The organism is Nocardia anocheti, assembly GCF_029675105.1.
Classification (GTDB): Bacteria; Actinomycetota; Actinomycetes; order Mycobacteriales; family Mycobacteriaceae; genus Nocardia.
The window spans coordinates 416840-439960 of sequence record NZ_JAQQFV010000003.1; the positions used below are offsets into that span (position 1 = coordinate 416840).

At 69.1% G+C, this 23121-nt stretch carries 23 protein-coding genes; 9 read left to right on the plus strand and 14 right to left on the minus strand.

What is annotated here, in order from left to right; genetic code table 11:
- Position 1: 1 nt before the first annotated feature.
- On the minus strand, positions 2-724 hold the full coding sequence (locus QC180_RS09455; protein WP_278262260.1) for a TetR/AcrR family transcriptional regulator: 723 nt from the start codon (positions 722-724) through the stop codon (positions 2-4).
- Between the two features lie 68 nt (positions 725-792).
- Entirely contained in the window at positions 793-2115 is a 1323-nt protein-coding gene (locus tag QC180_RS09460) for a family 1 glycosylhydrolase (protein ID WP_278262261.1), read from the minus strand.
- 291 nt (positions 2116-2406) lie between these two features.
- On the opposite strand from QC180_RS09460, the gene QC180_RS09465 reads away from it, so the two are divergent.
- Positions 2407-2889: a nitroreductase family deazaflavin-dependent oxidoreductase gene (locus QC180_RS09465; protein ID WP_278262262.1), complete on the plus strand. Its 483-nt coding sequence runs from the start codon at positions 2407-2409 to the stop codon at positions 2887-2889.
- A gap of 9 nt (positions 2890-2898) precedes the next feature.
- Here the strand turns inward: QC180_RS09465 and QC180_RS09470 are convergent, their stop codons facing one another.
- From QC180_RS09470 to QC180_RS09480, 3 genes are read right to left on the minus strand one after another with little or no spacing between them, the layout of a single operon-like run.
- Complete coding sequence (locus QC180_RS09470; protein WP_278262263.1) at positions 2899-3393, minus strand: GNAT family N-acetyltransferase; 495 nt, start codon at positions 3391-3393, stop codon at positions 2899-2901.
- Between the two features lie 45 nt (positions 3394-3438).
- Positions 3439-4644, minus strand: coding sequence for a site-specific integrase (locus QC180_RS09475; protein ID WP_278262264.1), 1206 nt, complete (start codon positions 4642-4644; stop codon positions 3439-3441).
- Between the two features lie 57 nt (positions 4645-4701).
- Entirely contained in the window at positions 4702-4929 is a 228-nt protein-coding gene (locus QC180_RS09480) for a hypothetical protein (RefSeq protein WP_278262265.1), read from the minus strand.
- 103 nt (positions 4930-5032) lie between these two features.
- Here QC180_RS09480 and QC180_RS09485 point away from each other — a divergent pair, with 103 nt between their 5' ends.
- Positions 5033-5590, plus strand: a complete 558-nt coding sequence (locus QC180_RS09485; RefSeq protein WP_278262266.1) for a hypothetical protein — start codon at positions 5033-5035, stop codon at positions 5588-5590.
- Positions 5591-5594: 4 nt separating this feature from the next.
- Here QC180_RS09485 and QC180_RS09490 read toward each other — a convergent pair whose 3' ends face one another.
- Positions 5595-6293, minus strand: a complete 699-nt coding sequence (locus QC180_RS09490; protein ID WP_278262267.1) for a winged helix-turn-helix transcriptional regulator — start codon at positions 6291-6293, stop codon at positions 5595-5597.
- A gap of 90 nt (positions 6294-6383) precedes the next feature.
- On the opposite strand from QC180_RS09490, the gene QC180_RS09495 reads away from it, so the two are divergent.
- Positions 6384-7505, plus strand: a complete 1122-nt coding sequence (locus QC180_RS09495; RefSeq protein ID WP_278262268.1) for an acyl-CoA dehydrogenase family protein — start codon at positions 6384-6386, stop codon at positions 7503-7505.
- Here the strand turns inward: QC180_RS09495 and QC180_RS09500 are convergent, their stop codons facing one another.
- Positions 7506-8450: an aminoglycoside phosphotransferase family protein gene (locus QC180_RS09500; protein WP_347567314.1), complete on the minus strand. Its 945-nt coding sequence runs from the start codon at positions 8448-8450 to the stop codon at positions 7506-7508.
- Between the two features lie 33 nt (positions 8451-8483).
- Positions 8484-9068 carry a helix-turn-helix domain-containing protein gene (locus QC180_RS09505; protein ID WP_278262269.1) on the minus strand — a complete coding sequence of 195 codons (585 nt, stop codon included), beginning with the start codon at positions 9066-9068 and terminating at the stop codon, positions 8484-8486.
- 61 nt (positions 9069-9129) lie between these two features.
- On the opposite strand from QC180_RS09505, the gene QC180_RS09510 reads away from it, so the two are divergent.
- The 3 genes from QC180_RS09510 to QC180_RS09520 all read left to right on the plus strand — a co-directional run bounded on the left by QC180_RS09510 (position 9130) and on the right by QC180_RS09520 (position 14063).
- Positions 9130-10083: a TauD/TfdA dioxygenase family protein gene (locus QC180_RS09510; protein WP_278262270.1), complete on the plus strand. Its 954-nt coding sequence runs from the start codon at positions 9130-9132 to the stop codon at positions 10081-10083.
- A 75-nt stretch (positions 10084-10158) separates the two neighbouring features.
- Complete coding sequence (locus tag QC180_RS09515; RefSeq protein WP_278262271.1) at positions 10159-13692, plus strand: carboxylesterase family protein; 3534 nt, start codon at positions 10159-10161, stop codon at positions 13690-13692.
- Complete coding sequence (locus QC180_RS09520; protein WP_278262272.1) at positions 13689-14063, plus strand: squamosa promoter-binding protein 15; 375 nt, start codon at positions 13689-13691, stop codon at positions 14061-14063. Before QC180_RS09515 ends, QC180_RS09520 begins: the two co-directional genes overlap by 4 nt.
- A gap of 231 nt (positions 14064-14294) precedes the next feature.
- Here the strand turns inward: QC180_RS09520 and QC180_RS09525 are convergent, their stop codons facing one another.
- The 4 genes from QC180_RS09525 to QC180_RS09540 form a co-directional block, all read right to left on the minus strand.
- On the minus strand, positions 14295-14801 hold the full coding sequence (locus QC180_RS09525; protein ID WP_278262273.1) for a DUF6183 family protein: 507 nt from the start codon (positions 14799-14801) through the stop codon (positions 14295-14297).
- Between the two features lie 137 nt (positions 14802-14938).
- Positions 14939-16417 (minus strand): MutS-related protein, encoded by a 1479-nt coding sequence (locus tag QC180_RS09530; RefSeq protein WP_278262274.1) that lies wholly within the window; start codon positions 16415-16417, stop codon positions 14939-14941.
- Positions 16408-17937, minus strand: a complete 1530-nt coding sequence (locus QC180_RS09535) for a MutS-related protein (RefSeq protein ID WP_278262275.1) — start codon at positions 17935-17937, stop codon at positions 16408-16410. The genes QC180_RS09530 and QC180_RS09535 overlap by 10 nt, the downstream gene beginning before the upstream one ends.
- Before the next feature lie 71 nt (positions 17938-18008).
- Positions 18009-18584, minus strand: a complete 576-nt coding sequence (locus tag QC180_RS09540) for a TetR/AcrR family transcriptional regulator (protein WP_278262276.1) — start codon at positions 18582-18584, stop codon at positions 18009-18011.
- 73 nt (positions 18585-18657) lie between these two features.
- On the opposite strand from QC180_RS09540, the gene QC180_RS09545 reads away from it, so the two are divergent.
- Complete coding sequence (locus QC180_RS09545) at positions 18658-19452, plus strand: amidohydrolase family protein (protein WP_474646413.1); 795 nt, start codon at positions 18658-18660, stop codon at positions 19450-19452.
- A 13-nt stretch (positions 19453-19465) separates the two neighbouring features.
- Here QC180_RS09545 and QC180_RS09550 read toward each other — a convergent pair whose 3' ends face one another.
- On the minus strand, positions 19466-19921 hold the full coding sequence (locus QC180_RS09550) for a tautomerase family protein (RefSeq protein WP_278262278.1): 456 nt from the start codon (positions 19919-19921) through the stop codon (positions 19466-19468).
- Positions 19922-19981: 60 nt separating this feature from the next.
- Positions 19982-20965 (minus strand): helix-turn-helix transcriptional regulator, encoded by a 984-nt coding sequence (locus QC180_RS09555; RefSeq protein ID WP_278262279.1) that lies wholly within the window; start codon positions 20963-20965, stop codon positions 19982-19984.
- Positions 20966-21045: 80 nt separating this feature from the next.
- Here QC180_RS09555 and QC180_RS09560 point away from each other — a divergent pair, with 80 nt between their 5' ends.
- Complete coding sequence (locus QC180_RS09560) at positions 21046-21627, plus strand: VOC family protein (protein WP_278262280.1); 582 nt, start codon at positions 21046-21048, stop codon at positions 21625-21627.
- A gap of 506 nt (positions 21628-22133) precedes the next feature.
- A complete protein-coding gene (locus tag QC180_RS09565) occupies positions 22134-23066 on the plus strand; it encodes a coiled-coil domain-containing protein (protein WP_278262281.1) in 933 nt (310 codons plus the stop codon).
- Positions 23067-23121 lie beyond the last annotated feature (55 nt).

A 23121-nucleotide genomic window follows, 5' to 3' on the forward strand; every position in this document is an offset into this window, starting at 1 on the left:
CTCAGTTGCCCGACATCAGCTGGTTGAGGACCGTGGTGAACGGCTGCTCGGCGTCGAGGGTGAGCCCGTGGCGCCGGGCGACGCCGTCGACGACGTGCCAGGCGTAGTCGGCGACTTCCTCGATCAGCTGGTCCCTGGTGAGCGTCGGATCGGGATCGCCCGCCCAGCGGGTGACGGTGGCCTCGGTCATCGACACGATGGCGAAGGTCATCGTGTCGGCCGAGCCGTCGTCGGCCACGCCGACCACCCCCGCCAGGCCGGTGATCAGGGCTCGGGTCGAGGCCGCGATCGACGCGATGAGGGCGGTCATCGCGTCGACGTCGGGGTCGGCCTCCGAAGGCCCGGTGCGCAGAAACTCGTGCAGGCGCGGATGATCCTGGATCCAGGTGACCACCCCGCCCACAGTGCGCACCAGGATCTGATGGATCGAGCCGTCGCCGATGTCGAGGGCGTCCTCGATGTCGGAGGCGAAACGATCGGCGATCTCGCTACGGATACGTCGATCGAGCTCGTCGCGCCCGGCGAACTGCCGGTACACCACCGATTTCGCGAGACCCGCGTTCTCGGCGATCTGCACGATCGACACCTCGCCGCCCGCCGGTGTCCCCTCGAGCAATTCGATGGCCGACAGCACGATGCGTTCGCGGCGGCTGTCATTGTGCGGCTGCCATCGGGCTTGCCTGCCGCTCACGGCGCTGGACGGGCGTGACGTTGCGCTCGACATCCGCCCGAGTGTAGAGGACACGCGCCCCGCCGATTTCGTGATCGGCTCGGGCGGGCCGGTTGTCGCCGCTAGCGGGGCACGGTCACCGGGTCGGTGCAGCTGCGTGGCGCGTCCACCAGGGAGCACACGGCCACCGGCCGGGTGGGCCGGTAGTCGGGCGTGACGCCGTTGGCGGCGGTGATCTGCCGGTAGGCCGCGACCGCGTCGGTGGGTCGGCGGGTCAGGGTCGGATCGGTCAGTACGTCGACGGTGTAGAGGCCGAATCGTGGTGTGTAGGAGCCCCATTCGTAGTTGTCGGTCAGACTCCAGTAGTTGTAGCCGATCACCGGGATCCCGTCGGCCACAGCCCGCTGCAACCAGTACACGGTGTCGCGCAGCGAGTCGGCTCTGGTGTATCCGTCGGCGCGCGGGAGACCGTTCTCGGTGGGGATGCCGTTCTCGATGATGTAGAGCGGCTTGCCCGGGAAGCGGCGCGCGTAGTGGTCGAGGGCGTAGTAGATACCTTCGGCTTGCAGCGGCATGGTCCAGAGCTGGTCGAAGTCGGGAACGCGCAGGTCGGTGGGGGAGACGCCGTAGTAGTAGTCGATGCCGATGTAGTCCAGCCGCGGTGCCATCCGATCCAGCAGCGTCCCGCTGATCGCGTCGTCGACCGCCGGGATATAGGCGACATTGCTGGTGACCTTCGCGTGGGGCTGCACGGTGTGGATGTAGTCGTAGATGCTGTTGTGCGCCTGGGCGATCCGCTCGGCCATCACCGGCAGATCGGCCGGGCCGATGCCACCGTGGCGAAGTTCGTTGACCAGGTACATGGTGGGTTCGTTGAAACTCACCCACAGCGGGTCGGCGTCGGCGAAACGGTCCACCACGCGCCGGGCGTTGCTCAGCCAGTTCGCCACCATCTCCGAGTCACGCCAGCCGCCCCTGTCGGCGGCCCAGCCGGGATAGACCCAGTGATCGAGCGTGAGCATCGGGCGCATGCCCGCCGCGACGATCGCGTCCACGACCTCGTCGTAGAAGGCGAGACCCTCTTCGTCCCAGATCCCGGGCCGCGGTTGCACCCGCGCCCATTCGATACCCACGCGATAGACCCGCACCCCGAGTTCGGCGGCGAGAGCGATGTCGGAGCGGAACCGGTGGCGGAAGTCCACGGAATTCAGATAGGGGTCCTCGGTGCTGCCGGACTCCGCGTACCGGCGCCAATTGCTGTCCGGCGCGTCACCTTCGGACTGGAAGCCGGAAGCGGCCACGCCCCAGAGGAATTCGGCGGGCATCGGTGCCAACTGCTCGGGTGCGGGTGGGCGGGCGAGCGCGGGGGAGGTGCTGGTGGTGAGAAGCGCCGCGGCGGTCAGGGCGACCGTGGCGAGGATGCGGCGACCGCTGGGGGAGGGCATGACACTCCTGGCAGTTCGAAGGACGGGGGAGTGCGCTTCAGTGTGGGGTATCGAGGGCGGGGAATGAGGGAGGAACCCAGGCGCGCCGTCATCGAGCACTTCCAGTTATCACATCTAGTTACGTAGATATGCGCATTTAGACATGTATCTCACCCTTGCTGCCCCCCATAACCAGACCCACACATGTCCTCACCGCCACAACGCTCTCATCAAGGAGGGGAGGGGGTGAGTTGCCTCTCACGTACGCCTTGTGAGTGGGTGCAATGGTCTGGCTCGAGCCAGGATTCGAGGATGGTGTGGAATCCCTTGCCGGGCATCGCGCGCGTGTTCGCCGAACAGCCGTGGGTGATGCGTGGGGCCGGTGTCGTCTTGCCCGCGGAGCGGTTGTTGCGCTCGCTCAGCGGTGGCAGGTGGGGTGTGCTCGATCTGGCCGGGCTGCCGTCGATCGAGATCACCGTGGTGGGCCGCAAGTCGGGCCAGCCGCGCACGACCTCGCTGCTGTGCGTGCCCGACGGCGACGGCTTCTATCTCGTCGGGTCGAACTGGGGCCGCCCGGAGCATCCGGCTTGGTCGGCCAACCTGCGCGCGGCCCGCACTGCCTCGGCCCGTTTCGACGGCAGCGCCTCGTTCCCGGTGACGGTCGCCGAGATCACCGGCGTGGAACGCAAACGGGTCTGGGACCTGGTGGTCGAGTTCTGGCCCGGCTACGAGATGGAGTTCCAGCGTTCCGGCGGCCGCGAATTCCGTATCTTCCGGCTGGACCGCATTCTCTGACGGTCGCGGCTATCCCGATCGCGGGAGCGTCAGCCGCATCTCGAATTCCTGCCGTGGATCCTGCTCCGAGACGGCCCCCGCGACACCGGTGCGCCGAAAGCCGTGCCGGTGATACAGGCGTTCGGCGCTGTCGTTGCCCTCGGACACCTCTAGCCGGATCTCGTCGTAGCCGCTCACCGACGCCCAGTCGATGACGGAGCGAACGAGCAGCCCGGCCACCCCGCTGCCGCGCGCCTCGGGCGCCACCCACATCGAGATCAGGTGGATCACACCGTTCTCGTCGACCGCGCCGACGGTTCCGAGATCCCGATCCTGGGTGCTGGCGAGGAACTGGGTGCGGACGGCGAGCAGATCGCGCCAGTCCTGATCGGTGCGATCCTGAGCCCACGCCAGCGTGGACCCGAACGCGTACGGGGCCTCCGCCAGCGCGAGCAGTCGGATCCGTCGGAACCGGCGCCAGTCCTCGGAGCCGAGCTGGTGGATACGAACCGACTCGAGATCCATGACGTGTGTACCTCTGAAACTCTCGGTGGACAGGATGGCTCGCGCTCAGAGGCCGAGCTTGGTGACCGCGTTGTCGTCGAGGGGGTTGGCGGTGCGGATATAGCCGTGCACGGTGCGGGGGTTGGCCCAGCGGCCCTGGCGCATGATCTCGCGGTCGCTGGCGCCGCCGAGGGCGGCCTGGGTGGCGAATCCGGCGCGCAGCGAGTGGCCGGAGAACAGGTCGGGGTCCAGGCCCGCGCGGGCGGCATACCGTTTGACGAGTTCGGCGACGGCGCGTCCGGACAGGGCGGTGGGCGCGATGGCTCCGTGCCGGTTGATGCTGGGCAGCAGGGCGCGACCGGGGTCGGTGCTCAACGCGGTGCCGGTGAAGCCGTGGCAGCGGTGGATGGCGGTGTCGGCCGGTGGGTGCTCGCCGGTCCAGGCGCGGACCGCGAGGTCGCCGCCGTCGGCGTGGATCTCCAGCAGCCGGACCCAGTCGGCGTAGGCGCAGACGGGGCAGGTGCGGGGATGGGTGCCGCGTGGCAGGGCGACGCGCTGTTCGGCGGCGCCGGTGGGGTCGGTCTTGGTAGTCGGCAGGTGCACGATCAGCAGGGGCTCGCCCGTGGCGTGGTCGGTGCGTACATGGACGTCGCTGATCCGCAGTCCCGCGAGTTCGCTGCGGCGCAGCGCGCCCGCGAAGCCGATCAGCAGGGCGAGCCGGTCGCGACGGCGGGCGGGTTCGGTGGGCCACCCCGGCGCGGGGAGTTCGCCGAGCAGCTGGTCGAGGGTATGCAGCAGGACCGGCCGTTTGCGGGTGGGTGGCGTGCGTCGGGTGCGGCGGATGCCGCGCAGCGTGAGGCGGACGACGTCGGATCGGGTCGGCGAGGGCAGGCCGTTGGCGGCGTGCACGGCGGCGATGGCGGCGGACTTGCGGTCCAGGGTCGCGGGGCTGAAGGCCCAGCTGCCGTTGTCGCGGCGGGTGTCGGCGCAGGCGGCGAGGTAGACGGCGACGTCGAGGGGGTCGGCGGGTAGCGCTTGCCGGTGTTCGGCCTGGCACCAGCCCGCCCAGGCGATCCAGTCGGTGCGGTAGGCGCGCAGGGTGTTGGCCGATTGCGAGGCTTCCAGGTAGCGGCCGAGGGCCCCGGCCTGCTGGTCGTCGAATCGTTCGCGGACCAGGCGCAGGGCGGCGGTGTCGACCAGGACGCTGCGCACTCCCCGGCGCAGTTCGGTGCGGACCTGTTCGGGTACTACGACCGCCGCGTCGCCGTCCACGCCCCTCCTGGCTGTTTCAGTGTGCCGACGGGTCGATCCTAGTCGCCGACACCGCGGTCAGGGCAGTTCGGCGAGTTCGGCGAGCTGGGTGTGGATGTAGGCGGCGAGGCGGTGCCGGGCCGCGGTGGTGAGGAAGCTGGTGTCGCCGAGCCGGGGGAAGTGGTCGTCGACGGTGTCGGTGGTGTCGGGCGTTTCGCCGACGAGTTCGAGACGTGCCGGATGCTGCTGGGGGAGAGGAACATTCGGTTCGTCCGGGTCGGTGGTTGCTGCTCCGGTACGTACCATGCCCCGACCATAACGTTTTGATTGCGGCCGTTGCCAACATGATAGGCCCTGGAGTGATGACCGCCACGTTTTGCGCCGCGAGGTTCTGACCGATCATGGATCGATGCTGTTCGTCCTCGCCGATGGCGAGATCCGTTTCGCGAACTACCCTTTCGCGGGCGCGTCCGTGTATCCCGAGGGCGTGGTCCCGGCCGCCGAGATCCGTGACGTCGATCCGCGTGGCTGGCCGCCGGAAATCCGCACTGTGCGCGGGGAGACCCTGTTCCTGCCCCGGGTGGACGAGGCGGAGCTCGTGGCGTTCTGTGAGGCGAACACGATCCCGGTGCGCCAGCGTCCTGATGTGTGGTCCGATCTGCTCGAACCGTTCCTGGATACGACCTTCGACCCGGAGCACGAGCGGAAGACCGAGCAGCGTTTGCAGCGCGCTGGCCTGTCACCGGCGCAGATCGTGGCGATCCGGCAGCGGGTGGAACGGGCGATGCTGTCGTACAACTTCGACAGCATGCTCTGGGATTGGGTGAACCTGGGTCTGTTCGACCTGCTGTCCGCCGCGGCCGGAGTGCTGGCCCGGCCCGCGGCCGCCGCGACGCTGGGTGATCCGGTGCGCCTCTACGCGTGGGCGATGCGGGTGGCCGAGGGGCAGGCCGACGAGCTCGGGTGAGCGTTCAGCACGCCTGGGCGGCCGGTTCGGGTAGCGCGGCCTCGCGCACATAGTCCGCGACGGGGCTGAGCTGGAGCACCATCGGCATCCGTCGGGTGAGCGCGGGCGGGCCGTGGAACTGCACGCGACCGGTGCGCTGGGCGTGCGCGAGTGGCATGCGGCCCAGCCACACTTCGTAGAGTCCGGCGACATCGGCGACGACGGTGACGTCGACCGGGTAGCCGGGGTCGGTTTCGCAGACCGACGGGATTCCCGCCTCGATGACGATCCAGAATCGGCGCACGTCGTCGGTGAACCTGATCTGCAGGACCTGACGGCGGCCGGGCAGGGCGGTGGTGTCGAGTCGCTGGTGCATCCACCACACCAGCAGGGTGGCGTCGAGTTCGTCCTCGCGGGGCGCGCCGAAGGTCCAGCGCGCACCCCATTCGCCCAGGCCGAACAGGATCGGTTCGAGCGCGCTGCCCGCCTCGGTGAGCAGGTGTTCGGTGCCGATCTTCTCGAGCAGACCGGCACGTTCGAATTGGCGCAGGCGTTTGGCGAGCAGGCTGCGCGACAGGCCGGGCAGGCCGCGGGCGAGGTCGTTGAAGCGGGTGGTGCCGACGAACAGATCGCGCAGGATGAGCAGCGACCAGCGTTCGCCGAGCACGTCGAGGGCGCGCGAGATCGGGCAGTACTGGCCGTAGCCTGCGGTGGGGTCGGTCATGGTCACCTCGTCGACGGGGTCTATTTCTTGTACCGGGTGGGTCCACTTTCTGGACTATCTGGTTATCGCGGCGCTTTCTACGTTCGAAACATGACTTCCACGATTTCTGACTCCACGTCCGTCGTCGACCGCGTCGCCCTGGCCCGCGAGATCGGCGAATCCCTGCGTCCCGAGGTCCCCGAGCGGGACCGCTCCGGCGAGATCTCGGTCGCCGCGTTCGACCGGTTGCGATCGAGCGGCTTGTCGGCGGCCCTGGTGCCCGTCGAGTTCGGTGGCGGGGGCGCGACCCATGCGGAGATGGGCGCGATTCTGCGTGAGCTCGGCAGGCACGACCCGTCGACGGCGGTGGCCTTCGCCATGCACGCGCATCTGGTGGCCGCGCAGGTGTGGCGGCACAAGCACGGCGTGGACGCCTCGGCGGTGTTCGCGAAAGTGGCCGCCGGGGCGATCCTGGTGAGTACGGGCGCCTCGGACTGGGTCGATTCCAATGGTGAGGCCGAGCGGGTCGAGGGCGGCTACCGGGTGAGTGCGCGCAAGGCGCCCGCGAGTGGCTGCGAGGTCGGCGACGTGTTGGTGACCAGCGTCCGCTTCGGCGAGGAGGTGGTGCACTGCGCGATTGCGATGTCGGCGCCGGGTGTACGGATCGACAAGACCTGGGACGCTTTGGGTTTGCGGGCGAGCGGTTCGCACACGGTGGTGCTGGAGGACGTGTTCGTCCCGGACGCGGCGGTGTCGATGATCCGTCCGGTCGGGGTGTGGCCGCCGGTGCTGAATGTGGTGATCGGGGCGGCGTTGCCGCTGGTGCTGTCGGCGTATCTGGGTGTCGCCGATGCCGCGGTGGAGTTGACCGCGCGGCTGCTCGCGGGCCGTTCGGAGCCGCACACCGTGCAGTCGGCGGGCGAGATGCTCAACGCCTACACCACTGCCGCGGATCTGATCGCGGCGATGTTCGGTGATTCGCAGGACCTGATGTTCCCCAATACCGACGAGTACGCGTCGCGGACGTTGTGTCGCAAGACCGTGGCCGCGGACGCGTTGATCACCACGATCCGGCTGGCGATCGAAACCACCGGCGGCGCGGGCTATTCGCGGACCTGCGATCTGGAACGACTCTACCGCGATGTGCACGGTGTGCAGTTCCATCCGCTGCCGCGGGCCAAGCAGACCCGTTTCGGTGGCCGGGTGCTGCTGGGGCACAGCCCGATCGGCTGATCAGTCGAACAGTCCACCGGCGAACGGCTGGGTTCGCCAGTGGTCGATCGCGGGTGCGAGGGCGTCGCCGAGGACGGGTTGCTCGGCGACCAGCGCCAGGCAGGCGATGGTGCGGGCCATGCCGACCGCTTCGACGAACCGGAGCACGCGCTGGTCGAGGCGACGCAGGCCGAGGCGGTCGGCGGCGATGTCGTAGGCCGCCGCCACGTCGGGTCCGAAGGCGGCGAGGTCCCATTCGACGGGGCCGAGGGTGGTGAGTTCGAAGTCGGCGTAGAGCGCGCCGTCGAGGGTGGTGACGAGGTTGTAGGCGGGGGCGTCACCGTGCAGGGGTTGGATGTCGATGCCGGGGAATTCGGCGTCGAAGGCGGCGCGGGAGGTGACGAGGGGTTCGAGGAGTTCCCATTCGCGGCGGGCCCGGGTGAGGTCGGCGGCGGGTAGGAGGTCCGGGGTTTCTGCGATGGCGTCGAAGGAGGGGCCGATGGTGTGGGGTTCGGCGGCCGAGAGGAACGGGAGTTCGCCGGGGTAGTGGCGCAGGGCGAGGTGCAGGTCGGCGACGAGTGCGGCGTGGTGGATGTAGTCCGGTTCGGCGGAGGGGTCGCGCTCGACGTACTGCCAGAACGTCATCGAGAAGCTTTCGCGCCGAACGGGTTCGGCGGGGACGAGCGGACTCGACGCGATCACCGGCACCTGCTGTGCGGCGAGCCAACTCACCACGTCGAGTTCGGTGCGCTGTCGGCGGGCCAGTCCGTCGAGGTCGCTGCCCGGTGCGAGGACGGTGGGTACGCGCACCACGACCGGCGCGGGTGCGAGATGGACGACGACGGAGAAGATGTCGTGCAGGACGACGGGGTCGTGCACGGTGATCCCGAGTTCGCGGCCCGCGTCGACGGCGGCCGTGACGGCGCGTGCGGTGCGGGCGGCGAGTTGGTCGGTGGTCATGGGCATGACGGCGATCGTGTCATGCGGGCCTGTGGGGTTCTAGGGGTTTTCGGTCGGGTCGTCGAGCATGCGGGCGGCGCGGGCGGTGACGTCGCGGCGCAGGTCGTCCTCGGGGAGGTCGTCGAGGCCGGTGGCGGCGCGCAGGAACGGGCCCAGCATTTCCCAGCCGACCATCAGCGCGGCGGCATTGGCGGCGGCGAGTGCGGCGGTCCGGTCGTCGGCGCCCGCGGCGGCGGCGCGGTCGACCAGGGCGGTCATGATCGGGAAGCGTTGTTGCAGTCGGCCGACGGGGTAGCCGTCGAGCAGGCAGCGCACGAGCACGGTGAGATGTCTGCGGGTGTCGGGGTCGGTGGGGGTGGTGCCGGTGAGGTCGGCGGCGGGGCCGTGCAGGTCGCCGAGGTGGTCGAGGACGGCGGCGACGAGGTTCTCCTTGGCGCCGAAATGGCGGAAGACCAGGCCGTGGTTGACGCGGGCGCGGTCGGCGATGTCGCGGACCGAGGTGGCGGCGGGACCGCGTTCGGCGAACAGGTCGGCGGCGTGGTGGAGCAGGGCCGAGCGCACGGCGTCGCGGCCGGTGGGAATTGGAATCGGGTCGATTCGATTCGTCGTCGGGCCTGTAGTCATGTGACTACGGTAGTCCTCAACGCACTGTAGTCATACGACTACATGAGACGAGGAGAGCCGAATGTCCGAATCCACCGCGGTCGCAGCACCGGAGAGTCCCGCCGTGCGCCCGTTCCCGCTGCCCGGCTATTCCATCTCCGTCGGCCCGTTCTCGCATCTGCGCGCCGAACGCGAACGGCTCGGCGCGCTGCGGTGGCAGCATTTCGACGCCGAGCAGGTGGGCGCCACCCTGGGTGCGGAGATCAGCGGGATCGATCTGACCGTCACCCAGCCCGCCGAGGTCATCGACGAACTGCGGCAGGCGCTGCACGACTACAAGGTGCTGTTCTTCCGTGATCAGCCGCTCACTCCGGCCCAGCATGTCGGGTTCGCGCAGCGTTTCGGTGACCTCGAGATCCATCCCGCGCTCGCGGCCAGTGCCGAGCAGCCCGAGCTCGTCCGATTCGAGAAGGGCTCGGAGATGGTCGGTGTCGAGAACGCCTGGCATCACGATGTCACCTGGCGTGAGCGCCCCTCGCTGGGAGCGATCCTGCACGCGGTGGAGGTGCCGCCGATCGGCGGTGACACCCTGTTCGCCGACATGTACGCGGCCTACGACTCGCTCGATGAGGACACCCGCGCCGAGATCGACACCCTCGACGCCGTCCACGATTTCACCCGCGCGTTCGGGTTCCGCGCCTCGCCCGAACAGCAGGCCGAGATGCGCCGTCAGAATCCGTCGGTACAGCACCCAATGGTCGCCACCCACGCCGCGACCGGCCGCAAGCACCTGTATGTGAACCGGATCTTCACCGATCACATCGTCGGCTACGACGAAGAACGCAGCCGCGCCCTGATCGACCGGCTGGCCCGCCAGGCCGACTACCCCGAACATCAGGTGCGCCTGAAGTGGCGACCCGACACCGTCGCGTTCTGGGACAACCGCGCCGTGCAGCACTACGCGGCCAGCGATTACTGGCCGCAGCGTCGCATCGTCGAACGCGCCTCGATCACCGGTCCCCGCCCGACCCGCTGATCCCGAACCTGTCGGTGCCCGCCGGTAGCCTCCTGGAAACGAAGCGATTCCAGGGGGTGGGTTGTGGGGACAGCGGTGTGTGTTCGTACGTCAACGGGGGTGGTGCGCGGCCGGGTCGAGAACTCGCTCGCGGTGTTTCGCGGCATCCCCTACGCGCGTCCACCGTTCGGCGCCTTGCGGTTTCGGGCGTCGGTCGCGGTGGCGCCGTGGGAGGGTGTGCGCGACGCGGGTTCGTTCGGCCCGGCTGTGCCGCAGGCGGGTCATCGCGGTGCGGTGATGTCCGCGGTGGCCGGGGTTGTCGATGACGGTTCCGATGAGTGTCTGTCGCTGAATATCTGGTCGCCAGACCTGGGCGGCGGTGGGCTGCCGGTCATGGTGTGGGTCCATGGTGGTGCCTATCTGGAAGGGACCACGGCGAATCCGCACTGCGACGCGGCGACGTTGGCGGCGTGCGGTGTGCTGGTGGTGAGCGTCAACTACCGCACCGGATTCGAGGGCTTCGCTCATATCGAGGGTGCGCCGGACAACCGTGGGTTGCTCGACCAGATCGCCGCTTTGCGCTGGGTGCAGGAGAACATCGCCGCCTTCGGTGGCGATCCCGGCACCGTCACCGTGTTCGGGCAGTCGGCCGGGGCGGGGTGTCTCGCAGCGCTGGTCACGATGCCGTCGGCCGCGGGGTTGTTCCGGCGTGCGATCGTTCAGAGCCTGCCGGGTACCTACTTCTCTCCGGAGTTGGCCGGTGCCGTCTCGACGGCGATCGCGGCGGAAGCCGGAGCCACCGCTTCTGTCACGAGCCTGGCCTCGACGCCACCACAAGCGCTGGTCGACGCGACGGCAACGATCATCGCGAAAATGGCCGGTTACGCCGATATCTGGGGTCCGATGACGACGACTCCCACACCGTTCTCTCCGGTAGTCGACGGTGAGGTGCTTCCGCAGGCTCCCTGGCGGGCACTCGCCACGGGCGCTGGGCGAGAAATCGACCTGCTCGTCGGACACACTCGCGACGAGTACCGGTTGTTCGCCGGGGATCACGGGCGCGCGGTCACCGACGCGGATGTGCGTGCGGCGCTGGACGTTCTCGCCCCGTCGCTCGACCACGACGTGTACCGCGCCGCTCACCCTGACGCCAGTTCGGCACAGCTGGTCGAACTAGTCCACGCCGACTGGCTGTTCAGGATGCCGAGCCTGAAATTGGCCGAGGCGCACACCGGCGGTCGGACCTGGACCTATGAACTCCGCTGGGCCTTCAACAGTGACGAGGACGCCTCCCACAGCCTCGACGTGCTACTCGTCTTCGGCACCCTCACCGCCGACGACATCCGCCACCACCCCGCGGCCTACCCGGATGCCGCCGAACAAGCCGTCCGGCTCGGTCGCCGGATGCGCGAAGACTGGGTGAATTTCGCGACCAGCGGTGATCCCGGTTGGCCGCCGTACGATCCCGCCCGGCGCAGCACCCGCGTCTACACCGCCGAACCGGTCACACTGACCTACCCCGAGGAGATCTCCCGCAGGATCTGGAGCGACATCGAGTTCGACACCCTGCCCCTCGTACCCGCTGGCGATACCGACCCGCCGGTGTCACCGGAGCCGACTAGCCTGACCGGGGTGACGATCACCGAGCTGCCCTTTGGGTCCTGGCCGACCTCCATCACCTCCGAAAGCGTTGTCGCCGCGGCGGTACGCCTGGGTGAGGTGCGTGTGGACGGCACCGATGTGTACTGGTCGGAGGGCCGTCCCAGTGAGGGCGGCCGCACCCAGATCGTGCGTCGCGCCGCCGACGGAACCCTGACCGACCTGCTGCCCTCGGGAATGGATGCCCGCACCGCCGTGCACGAGTACGGCGGCGCCGCCTGGTGGGTGCGCGACGGTGCGCTCTTCTTCGTGAACTGGGCCGATCAGCGCCTGTACCGGCTCGAGCGTGACGGTGCGCCGGTCGCCCTCACCCCCGAGCCCGCCGCGTCACGCGGCGACCGGTACGGCGACGGTGCGTTCGCGCCCGACGGGTCGACCATCGTGGCGATCCGGGAGCGGCATCCGGTCGATGGACGTGGCGCGGTCGACGTGCGCAACGAGATCGTGCGCCTGTCCGCCGACCGCCCTTCGGAGCCGGAGGTCCTGGTCAGTGGCCCGGATTTCGTGGTCGCGCCGCGCCTGGACCCGACCGGGACCTCGCTCGCCGTGGTGAGCTGGGACCATCCGTCGATGCCGTGGGACGACACCGTCCTGCGCGTGCGCGACCTGTCGACCGGCGCGGAGACCGTCGTCGCGGGTGGCCCCGGTGAGTCGGTGCAGGAACCGCGCTGGCAGGACGACGGCTCGCTGCTGTTCCTGTCCGACCGCAGCGGCTGGTGGAACCTCTACCGGTGGACACCCGGTGGTGAGGTCGAGGCCGTCATCGAGACCAGGGCCGAGATCGGCGTGCCCGCGTGGCAATTGGGTTCGGCCCGCTACGCGGTGCTCGGCCCCGACCACGGCATCGTGTTCGCCCGGTGGCGCGACGGCTACGACAAGCTGGCCGTGCGTCACCGCGACGGCTCGGTCACCGAGCTGGACCTGCCCTTCTCGGCGATCTTCGCGGTCGTGCGCGCCGCCGAGAACGCGGTGGTGGTCACGGCGGGCACGCCTACCACGGAACTCGGCGTCTATCGCCTGACCTTCGACGGTCCGTCACTCGAACTCGAAACGCTGCGCGCACCCCGCGATCTCGGTCTCGCCGCCGACGACGTCTCGGTCCCCGAACCGATCTCGTTCCCGTCGACCGATCTCGCCGGTTCCCCGCGCACCGCGCACGCGCTGTTCTACCCGCCGACCAGCGCCCGTCATCGCGGGGTGGACGGCGAACGGCCGCCACTGCTGGTCATGATCCACGGCGGTCCGACCTCGCAGGCCCTGCCGGTGCTCGCGCCGTCTACCCAGTACTGGACCAGCCGCGGTTTCGCCGTGGTGGACGTCAACTACGGCGGCTCCACCGGTTACGGCCGCGCCTACCGCGAACTGCTGCACGAGGCCTGGGGCATCGTCGATGTCGCCGACTGCCTCGCCGCTGCCCGATGGTTGGCCGATACCGGCCGCGTCGACCCGCACCGACTCGCCATCCGCGGCGGCTCGGCAGGCGGCTACACGACCCTGGCCGCCCTCGCCCACCCCGACACGCCCTTCTCGGCGGGCGCCGACCACTACGGCGTCGCCGACCTGGAAGCCCTCGCCGCCGACACCCACAAATTCGAAAGCCGCTACCTCGACGGCCTCATCGGCGCCTACCCCGCCCAGCGCGACCGCTACCGCGAGCGTTCCCCCATCCACCACGTCGACCGTTTCCGCAGCCCCCTGATCGTGCTCCAGGGCAGCGAAGACGCCGTCGTCCCACCCAACCAGTCCGAAATGATCGTCGACGCCTTACGCCAACGCCGAATCCCCGTCGCCTACCTCCTGTTCGACGGCGAACAGCACGGCTTCCGCCGAGCCGAGAACATCCGCACCGCCCTCGACTCCGAACTGAGCTTCTACGCCCAGGTCTTCGACTTCCCGCTCCCCACCGACGAAGGAATCACCCCGGTCGAGGTGGAGAACTTCGCGAGTATCCAGGTGGGCGAACCAGGATGAGTCACGTCGCCAACATCATGGTGTCGGTCGCCTACGACGACATACCCACCGTCAGAACCTTCAGTGAATCGCTGAGAACCGAGCTGGCACCGAACACTCGTCGCCCGATCGGTTCTCTCACCGAGATCACCGGCGAGAACCACGGATGGGGCGGCTACAAGCATCCGGAGTGCATCATCTGGGCGGGTGCTCTCAACGGCGCCGACCTGGCCGCGGTGCTTCGCCGCGCGGCCGGTCTGCCGTGGCAGATCCCGCACGCGGTGCAGGTCTTCGTCAAAGACCAGTACGAAGAATTCTTCCGCCTGTGGATGTTGCGCGACGGCGAACTCCGCCAGTACGCGCCGGTATCCCCGCTGGAATCCGGAGGATGAGGCGGCAGTGCCCGGTGTCGAGGTGTTCGACCACGGAGCCGCCCGGTGCTCAGCGGGCCACGATGTGCGCCGGAAGGGCCAGGTGTGCGCTGCCGGTGCACGGCCAGGCGGCGGGGGTGTCGCCGCTGTCGGGGCTGCTTGGGGTTCGAGGCGGCGGGGTGGCGTGAAATCGGGTTCGCCCGCGCGCGCCTTCGGCCGAAACCGTCGACGAACGGCTGACAACAGCGACATCTAGTCGGTGTCGGTGGCGGCCAGAACCGTCACGCCGGGTTCGGGCGTCAACGCGGCAATACCGATATCCCAGGCGACCCGCTCGAACCATGCGGTGGTGGCGGCGAAGGCGAGCCACCGGGCATCGGCCGCTAGCCGCGCGATGTGGTCGACGGTGTCGAATTCGCTGGCGCCGCACAGTGCACCGAGTGACCGCCATGCGTACAGGCGCCCATATGCGGCGCCCTCGCCGGTGTTGTAGGCGCCACCGTCGGCCGCCGCGGCGAACAGAATCGACCAGACGTCGGCGGGAGTCGACTCAGCCACCGCCTCCTCGTGATTCAGCGATCCGGCCAGGCAGGTGGCGATGTGGCGAGCTCGGGCTTTCGGTGGGCGCATCACCGCCACGACTTCCAGCGCTGCCGAGACCTTCCCCGACACCGGCCGCGCCAGAATCGCCCGCAGACACTGCGCGACGAAAAGGTGGTCGCCGCCGTGCGCGGTCGCGACCGCACGGGCGAGTGCCACCACGAATCCGACATCGTCGAGCGCCAGCCGTTCGTCGATGCGTTGCTCGGACGCCGAGGCAGGGAAGGTCCTGGACTATCCGGTCGATCTCGGCGTGCACGGCCCCAGCGTACGGAACCGCAGCGGCGGGCGGATTCTCATGGCGCAGCCGGGTTCGGCGGGAAGACCTGGTGGTAGATCTCGTCGGCGTGGCTGGTGGGTTCCGGCGCGCCGGGGGTGAGCTGGTAGGTGCGGTGGCCGTCGGGGGTGCGTCCGGCGCGCAGGAACAGGTCGGTGGGGTGGGCGGCGTGGTGACGGTGGTGGGCGAAGTCGTAGAGGTGGGTGACGAGGACGGGTTTGACGCCGGTGTCGACGAGGGCTTCGACGAGCGGGGTGAGGATGTGGGTGGCGTCGCGTTCACTGGTGGAGGCGAAGGATTCGTTGGACAGCAGCAGCGCGCCGGGGGTGAGGTGGTCGATGACGGCGCGCATGCGGACGAGTTCGTCGACGAGTTTGCCGTAGGTCATGGTGCGGTCCTCGTCGGTGACGAAGTGGGTGAAAACGCCGGTGCGGAGCTCGGATTCGTAGCTTTCGGCCAGTACGAACATGCCCGCCTGCATCATGATCTGGGCGGTGCCGAGGCTGCGCAGGAACGTCGATTTGCCCCCGTTGTTGGCGCCGGTGACGACCAGCAGGGTGCGGCCGGTCGCGTCGAGGTCGTTGCCGACCACGTCGCGGCCGGTCAGGGACAGGGTGAGGTCGCGGAGTCCGGTAGCGCGCAGGCGGAGCTCCCCAACCGGGTGGACGGTCGGCAGACATGTCGGGATGCTGCCCAGTCGGTCGTGCAGGTTCAGACAGCCGACGTAGAAGGCCAGTTCGGTGCGGAGCCGTTGGAAGAAGTCGTGGATGTGGTCGGCGGCGTAGCCGACGACGTCGGCGAGGTCGGCCAGGGCGCGGTTGCGCAGCTGCACGATCGGGTTGAGGGTCGGGTTGGCACGGGCTTCGGGGTCCTCGATCGGGTGGAACGCGGCGCGTCCGGAACGCAGCCCGAACCGGGTCCGGCGGGCGGGCAGGGGTTCACGCACGACGATGTCGGTGATCTTGTTGCCGATGCCCAGGCTCGCACCGAGGTGGATGCCGTGGTCGAAATGCAGGGCGGTCAGGTGTTGGTCGACGGTGTCGAGGTAGTCGTCGTCGAAATGCTCGGTCACCGTGTCGACGAGGGCGCGCAGACCCGCCGAGGTGAAGGTGTGTGCGCGGCAGTGGGCGCGCAGTTGGCGCAGGCAGGTGAGCAGTTCGGTGAACGGTGGCAGCGACAGGACCAGTTTGCCGCCCGCGCGCCGTCCCTCGCCCGCGGGCCAACGGCGGATGCGGGTCGGCGCGACCGCTATCCGGTAGAGCTCGCGGATCGCGTCGGGCTGGGCCGTGCAGTCGGCCAGGACGGCGTGGCGGTAGGCGATGACCTCGGGGTCGGTGAGGGTGGCGGGCACTGTCGCGCGGACGGTGCCGAGGATGAGTTGGTCGCCGTCGGCCATCGCGGTGAACAGCGACTCCAAGCCCAGATCGGCGACGACGTGATCACCGTTGACGGCGGGACGCGGCTCCCGGCCCGCGGGGTGCAGCAGGTTCACTCGCATGCGGTCACCTTGGCGGTCACGAGATCGTAGGTGAGCCCGTAGCGTTCGGCGAGAACCACCGCGTGCGCGTTGCCGTCGGCGGCGCGGCGTTCGATCCGGAATGTTCGGCGTGCGGGGTCGTCGGGGTCGGTGGCCGCGACCATGCTGACCGTTTCCGGTCGGGCGGCGGCGAGTTCGTCGAAGAAGGTCACCCACACGGCCATCGAGCCTGCGGCGAGGATCTTGTCCAGGACCTGTCCGCCGATGCGGACGGCGTCGACGGTGCTGGTCGAACTGAAGCTCTCGTTGAGGATGAGCAGGCTGTCGGCGGTGGCGTGGTCGAGCGTGTCGCGGACACGGTCGAGTTCGGCCAGCAGGCGTCCGTCGGCGTCGGTGGCCTGTTCGGCGCGCTCGAAGTGGGTGGTCAGCCGGTCGAACAGGGGGAGGCGGGCTGAGCGGGCCGGGACCGGGCAGCCGAGCGCGGTCAGGTAGGCGAGTTGGCCGACCATGCGGGCGAAGGTGGTCTTCCCACCCTGGTTCGGCCCGGTGACGACCAGGACGCGTTCGGGTCCGGACAGCGTGAAGTCGTTGCACACCAACGGTTGTGGCGCGCCGCCCGGTTTGCTGGCCAGCGCGAGGTCGAAGGCGTCATCCGCGCCGAGATCGGCACCGTCACCGACCACGGTGGGCAGCGACAGCGGCGCGGTGACGGTGGCGGCGAAGTCGAGATAGCGCAGATAGAAGTGGATCTCGCGGTCGAAGGTCACGACAGCGGGGGCGAGGAACCGTGCGTGCCGGTCGGCGAAATCGGCCAGGCGGGCGAACGGTTCGGGGAACAGGCCCGCGACCCGGTCGAGGATCTGTTCCTCCATCTGGTTCATGTCCGGCCACTCCGGTTGCGGATGCGCGGGAGGCGGGGGACCGGCACCGAAACGGGCGAGCAGGTCGGAAATCGTGGTGCTGTAGTCGGTGTCGCTGTCGTCCGGGCCGACTTCGATGGTGTCGGTATCGAGAATGCGGACGCTGTAGCGGACAGCGGCGAGGGCTTCGCGGGTCGCGCGCACATCCCCGGCGAGGGCGCTGATATCGGGGCCAGCGACCGCCTCGGTCACCGTGTCGCGCCACCGGCGCAAGGCCCGTGACGAGAGGGGCAGCGCGGGCAGTACCTCGGCCATCGTGGTGAGTGCGCGGAGATAGTCGGCGGCCGCGTCGAGATGCCAACGCTGCCGCTGACGCGGATGCTGGAGCCCAGCCGCACCGGCCATACGCCGCCGAACCCGCCGCATTCCGGCAGTGAAATCGTCGAAGACCCTGCGGATCTCGACGTCGGCCAGATCAGCGAACACCTCCTGGCGGAACAGCACGGTGTCGAGGTCGCGGACCGGGCGGCGCAGCAACGCGGCGAGCCCGAAATCGTCGGGCCCACCGACGATCGCGGCGATGACCTGGTCGAGCCGCAGATCGGTGACGGTCGCGTCGTCGACGACCATCACCGCGACGGTCGAGGGTTCCCTCGGCCAGACCACGCTGTCCGCGCGCATCGACGCCCTCCTCGGCTGTACCGTCGCCATCCGCCCCGCACGCTAGGGAGCGGCGCCGCGATCGTCAAGGATCACGCGGGCAGGGCTGCGCCGAACACGATCTCGAGTTCATCGATGACCTCGTCGAGCGGCGCCGTCGACCGGTTCACCCGGCACAGGATCACCGCGCCCTCGACCGCCGCGATCGCCATCGTCGCCAGCCGCCGCGCCCGTTGAGGTTCGACCCCGTCGGTCTCGATCGCGGTGACGAGTCCGGCGTGCCAGCGCTGGATGATCGCCGCGACCGACGGCTGCAGATGTTCGTCCTCGGGCGAACTGCCCACCGCCACCGACACCACCGGACAGCCAGCCCCGAAATCGGACTGTTCGAGCAGGGCATTCCAGAACTGCCCGAACTGCCGCAGCGTCACGACCGAGCTCTGCGCGGCGGACTGGTCGATGATGGCGCCGATGGTGTCACCGGCCAATGTCAGCGATTCGGTCATGATCTGCGCGCGGCCACCGGGAAAGTGGTGGTAGACCGATCCGCGAGGCGCCTCGCTGCGAGCCAGGACGGCATCGATGGTGACCCCGGCCGCGCCCCGCTCGCGCAGCAGCTCGATGGCGCTGTGCAGCATCCGCTGGCGAGTGTTGGTGCGGGCTCCCACGGCGATGGCACTCCTGACAGATCAACGGTCCGGACGCCGCTATGCTACCTCGCATAGTCCCTGCTCCTGGCCGATGGACCGGGAGGGTGAAAGGAACCCCTACGTGAACCGGTCGGTGTTCGACGCCCACTTGCACATCATCGATCCCGCCCACCCGCTGGTCGAGAACGACGGATACTTGCCGGACCCGTTCACGGTGCGCGACTACCAGGCCAGGATCACCGGACTGGGCATCGCCGGAGGTGCGGTGGTGTCCGGGTCGTTCCAGGCTTTCGACCAGGACTATCTGATCGACGCGCTGCGAGTGCTTGGCCCCTCCTATGTCGGGGTGACCCAGATTCCCGCCGAGACCAGCGACGCGCGGATCCTCGCCCTGCACGAGGCGGGCGTGCGGGCGGTGCGGTTCAATGTGCGCCGCGGGGGATCGGCCGGTATCGACGACCTGGACCGCCTCGCCCACCGCGTCCACGACCTGGCCGGGTGGCACACCGAGCTCTACATCGACGCCCGCGCGGCCGCCGACCTCGCCGACCGTCTCACCGCCCTGCCCGCCGTCAGTATCGATCACCTCGGACTCCACGCCGACGGACTCGACGACCTCCTCCGACTCGTCGAACACGGTGTGAAGGTCAAAGCGACCGGCTTCGGCCGTATCGACCTGGACCCGGCCGCCGCGATCGAGGCCATCATGGGTGTGGATCCCACCGCGCTCATGGTCGGCACCGACCTGCCGTCGACCCGGGCACGCAGGCCCTTCGAGAACATCGACTTCGCGATCATCGAACAAGCCCTCGACCCGGATCAGGTCTCGGCGGTCTTCTGGGACAACGCCGCCGCGTTCTACCTGCGCGACCCGCGCACGCCCTGAGGCGCCCCTCGGTTCAGGCGGTGGTGGGCGACTTTTCGCGCTCGGCGGCAGAGGTCGCCTTCAGTGCCTCGAACTGGACGACGGCGCCCGCGGCACCCCAATTGCCTTCGGGGATCTCGCGGATCAGTGTCCACACGTGGAGTGCCTGCGCGCTGTGTGGGTCGAGACCGACCGCGGTGACGACGGCGGTGTGCACGTCGGCGATGAGCCCTTCCTTGCGGCGTGCCGACAGCGCGCCCGCGGGCACGGTGATCTCGACGCGGAAGCGTGGGCTGCCTCCGCCGCGGCCGCCGACCGCGAGCTGCTCGGCCTCGATCTCGTGGAAGTAGACCCAGGTGATCTCGCGGAAGAACTCGGTGTCGGGGGCGCCTTCCCAGCGCAGCAGGATCGTGGCGAGCTCGTCGAGCAGCTGGGGGCGGACGGTCTCGGGAACGGAACCGCGGACGGCGGTGACATCGATCATCGGCATGGAGAACTCCTCGTGTTCGTACGCGATATGCTATGCAGTATTGCATAGAACCTAGAAGATTCACTGGGAAGCGAGCCCATTTCCGGCCGCTCGTGTGGCGGTGAGGAGCCTGGATCCCCAGTCCTGCATGAGCTCGGTCGCTTCGGGTGGTCCGTGCACGATGAACGGTGCGCCGATCGAGACGAGGCAGAAGGCCGCCCAGTCCAGGGATTCGGCGGCGATATGGACCTCGCACGATCCGGCGTCGACGGCGACGACGGTGCCGTAGTGGACGATTTCGGCGCGGACGCGTTCGGCGGGGGCCTCGATGGTGGCGTGCACCCGGTACCTCGACGGCATCGACCCGATCCGGTCGCGGACATAGTCGACCGGATCGTCGCCGGGCAGGCGGCGCGGCGCGAATCGTGCGCCGGTGCGGCGTGGTCGCGCGATCCGGTCGACGCGGAAGGTGCGCCAGTCGGTGCGATCGAGATCCCAGGCCACCAGGTAGAGGCGGCTTTCGACAGTGACGATCTGATGCGGTTGCACCGCGCGAGGCGAAGCGGCCTCGTCGCTACCCCGGTAGGTGAACGCGACGGTATCGGCGTCGCGGCACGCGAGGGCGAGGGTGGTCAACGCGGTGACATCGTCGATCCCGGCTCGGCGGTATCCCTCGCCGCTGGTGGTCGCGACGGTCCGCAGACTATCGATCCGGCGACGGATGCGCGCGGGAAGGACCTGGACGATCTTGGCCATCGCGCTCATCGCGGCTTCCGCGGAGGCGGGATGAACACCGGTGGCGATCTCCTTCAGCCCCAGCACCGTCGCGGCGGCCTCCTCCTCGCCCAGGACCAGGGGCGGCAGGCAGGCACCGGCACTGAGTTGGTAGCCGCCGCCGGTTCCGCGCGTCGTGACGATCGGATAGCCGATCTCCTGCAGACCGAGCACATCACGCCGGAGGGTCCGCTCACTGACCTCGAGCCGACGGGCGAGATCGGCACCGGACCAGTGGCGACGGCTCTGCAACAGACCGAGGAGCGCGAGAGTGCGAGTGCTGGTGGACACGTCCCGAGGCTAGGCGCACTTGTGGCCACATCCTGTCCGCAACTGCGAGGAATCTGGGGGCATCAACCGAAAGGAACACCATGTCCACCACCCCCGCAGTTCCTCCGGCGCCCGCCGGATCCGCGACGGTCGACCCCTTCATCTGGACCGATGACGCGGCAGGTCTGCTCGACTTCCTGGTCGACGTGTTCGGGGCGATCGAGGTCCCCGAGGCGCGCACCGCCGATACCGACGGCCTGATCCTGCATTCCGAGCTGCGGATCGGCGATTCGACGCTGACGATCGCCGACCGCAAACCGGACTGGCCGTATACGCCATCCTTCATCCGCGTCTACGTCGACGATCCGGCCGCCACCCTGACACGCGCCGCCGCGCGTGGTGCGCGGATCGTGACCGAGCCGACGGACTTCTGGGGCGACGTACTCTCCCGCTTCGCCGACCCGTTCGGCCATCTGTGGTGGGTGTACAAGCACAATCCGGAGAACGCGTCCTGGGATGAGACCTCGACGGACGGCCCCGGCGCAGACAGCTGGGGGCAGGCGGATTCCACCGAGGACGGCGCAGGGGAGTCCTGGGACTCGTTCGCGACACCGGAGTTGACCGCCGTTCACTCCTCGCTCATGGAAGCGATGGCGTCGCTGCGGGATCCGCGTACCCGCTGACCGGTCGCCCCTAGGCCCTGCGGCCCGCGCTCGGACCGTCGCTCGCCAGGATCTTCGGCAATCAAGCTGTTCTGGAACGGCTGTACCACCGACCACAGTTTTCGACCTGTTCCGTCGCGGATACGTTGCGTTGGCTGAAACCAAACGAAAACGGAAATGAATCGAGGTCGACGGAGCGAGCTGCGAATCCTGACCGCCGATAATGTTCACTTATCGGCGGTCAGGATGCAGGGGAGCGGATCTGACTCCTGAAGGGCCGACACGGATTTCGTTTCGTCTGAAACGTAAGAGATTGACGAAACCAACGTTACGATTCTCCCGTGTCGAGCGTCTGCAACTATCCGGGCTGTGCCCGTCCCATCACCCGTGGCGGCGGCCCGGGTCGCCCCTCCGAGTACTGCGACCATCCCGACCACACGCGATGGCGGGCGTGGCGGGAAAGGCAACGGCTCCAACAGGAGTCGGAGGCCAAGCCCGAAAACGTCACTGTGACGCAAACAGGTCCGGTGACCGTGGCACGGCTGCGCGCCGACGAGCTGCTCGGTCAGTTCCGTGGCCTGGCCGAACAATTGGGCACCACGCTCACAGCCGCGGTCGCCGAACTGCAGACCCTCGGTGATCCCGCCGTCGCCGAAGCGCAGGTGCAGGCCGTGCAGGCCGACGCCGCCCGCCGCATCGCCGAAGCCGAAATGACCGCGGTGACCGCCGAACAGGCACGTCGAGAAGCCGAGGCGGCCCGAGAGCTCGCCGAATCGGTGGCCCAGGACGCGGTGGCCGCCGCCGAAGAAGCCGAGCAGGCAGTCGCCGAAGCGCTCGCGGCCCGCGACGAGGTGCTCGCCTCGGTGGATCAGGTCACCAAACAGGCCGCCGACGACGTGTTCACCGCCCGCAGCGAAGCCGAAGCCGATATTCGTGCCGCGCAACAGAACGCCGCCGACGACATCGCCGCGGCCCAGCGCGACGCCGCCGAGGCCGTGAGCCGGGCCGAACAGCGCGCCGACACCGAGATCGCCCACGCCCGCCGCGACGCCGAAGCCAGGATCGCGGCCGTCACCGCCGAACGCGACCTCGCCGTCCAGCGCGCCGCCGACGCCGACCGTGCCACCGAACGCGCCGAACAGGCCGCCGCCGAACGGGTGGAAGCCGCCGCGGAAGCCCGGGCGGAATGGCGCCGCGCCCGCGCCGAACTCGACGCCACCCGCACCGAACTCGACCAGACCCGCCTGGAACTCGCCGAACTACGCCGCACCACCAGCGCGGACGCCGAACAACGACGTCTCGAATCAGCCGCCGCGCTCGATCAGGCCCGCACCGAAGCCGCCGAACGTCTGGCCGCACTGGACGAGGTCCGCAAGGAAACCCTCGCGCGCGCCGAACGGGCCGAGCGTCGCCTCGACGACCTGCTCACCGCCACCAGAACGGCTGTGCCGCAGCCGTGAACGCCGGGGCTCCCGGTGCCCCGAAATACGATGGCGCCACCTCGGGGAGTGCGGG